The sequence below is a fragment of the Metabacillus niabensis genome (assembly GCF_902829255.1).
Classification (GTDB): domain Bacteria; phylum Bacillota; class Bacilli; order Bacillales; family Bacillaceae; genus Metabacillus; species Metabacillus niabensis.
Genome location: NZ_CADEPK010000128.1, coordinates 1 through 1,582, shown reverse-complemented (window position 1 = coordinate 1,582; position 1,582 = coordinate 1). Strand labels below are relative to the sequence as shown.

At 34.8% G+C, this 1,582-nt stretch carries 1 protein-coding gene; it reads right to left on the bottom strand.

The window, feature by feature from the left end:
* On the bottom strand, nt 1–1,429 hold a 1,429-nt coding region (locus tag HU235_RS10940; RefSeq protein WP_174880246.1), incomplete at its 3' end, for a UxaA family hydrolase.
* Between the last annotated feature and the right edge of the window lie 153 nt (nt 1,430–1,582).

Below are 1,582 nucleotides of genomic sequence, written 5' to 3'. Positions count from 1 at the left end.
CATATTCTCCACTAGCTACTTGAATAATATACGTAATAAACTCTTGTAATAAATCATCATGTGATTGCTGCTCTATAAGAGTACCTGCATTAAAATCAATCCAATGACGCTTTGTTTCATATAATTGTGTATTTGTTGAAATTTTCATAGTAGGAACAAAGGTACCAAATGGAGTCCCTCTCCCTGTTGTAAATAGAACAAGCTGACATCCTGAAGCAGCTAAAGCTGTAGAAGCAACCAGGTCATTTCCTGGCGCACTTAGTAAGTTTAGCCCTTTTGTTTGTAGGACCTCTCCGTATTTTAATACATCCACTACAGGTGCAATACCTGCTTTTTGGGTGCAGCCAAGTGATTTATCCTCTAAGGTCGTAATTCCTCCTGCCTTATTTCCTGGGGAGGGATTTTCATATACTGGTTGATTATGTGCTTGAAAATAAAGTTTAAAATCATTAATTAGCTCAACAATTTTTTCGAATATGTCCACATTGATTGCTCGTTCCATAAGGATCTTTTCCGCCCCAAACATTTCAGGTACTTCTGTTAATACAGTTGTAGCACCCTGCGAAACAAGAAAATCTGAAAGCCTTCCTAGAAGTGGATTTGCTGTAATTCCTGAAAATCCATCAGAGCCACCACATTTTAAGCCTATTTTTAATTCTGAAAGTGGCACATCCTCTCGATGGTCATCTTTCGCATCTTCAAAAATTTCAAGTAACCTATTTACACCCTCTTCTACTTCATCGGATACCTCTTGTGAGCGTAAAAACTTAATTCGAGATGTATTGTAATCCCCTAATGCTTCTTTAAATTCTTCAATGTCATTATTTTCACAGCCAAGTCCTAATACTAGCACTCCACCTGCATTAGGGTGTTTTACTGCATTTAATAAAATTGTTCTCGTATTGATATGGTCATCACCTAACTGAGAGCATCCATAATTATGCTTTAAAACCTGGATATGTTCGAATGGTGCTATATCTCCAACACGATTTTTAAACTCTCGGATGATTTGATCAGCGATGCCATTTACACAACCTACTGTTGGAACTATCCAAAGTTCATTACGAATCCCAACTTCACCATTTTGTCTACGATAGCCCTTAAAGGTCCTATATTCATTTTTAAATGGAATAGGTTGGAATACTGGATGATATTCATATTCTTCAACACCTGATAAATTCGTTTTTGTATTATGAGTGTGTACTAAACAACCTTGTTCAATATTTTTCGTTGCATGACCTATTGGAAATCCATACTTAATAACATTTTCACCATGTAATATTCTATTTATTGCAACTTTATGACCTTTTTCGATTACCTCTTTTATTTGAATAGAACAATCATTTACAAAAATCTCTTCATTTATTTCTAATTTTCTTACAGCAACAACTACATTATCCTGTTCATGGATTTTAATAAACGCTTTCATTAATCTCACCCTTTAAAAATAATATAAGCGCTTCCTGTACTCCCTTTTCTATCATTCTATTAAGAAAATCTGTAACTGTATCGACTAATTTATTGATTTCACTTAAATCGACTCCCCAAAGCTGTTCATCGGAAAGAACAATTGTTACTACTT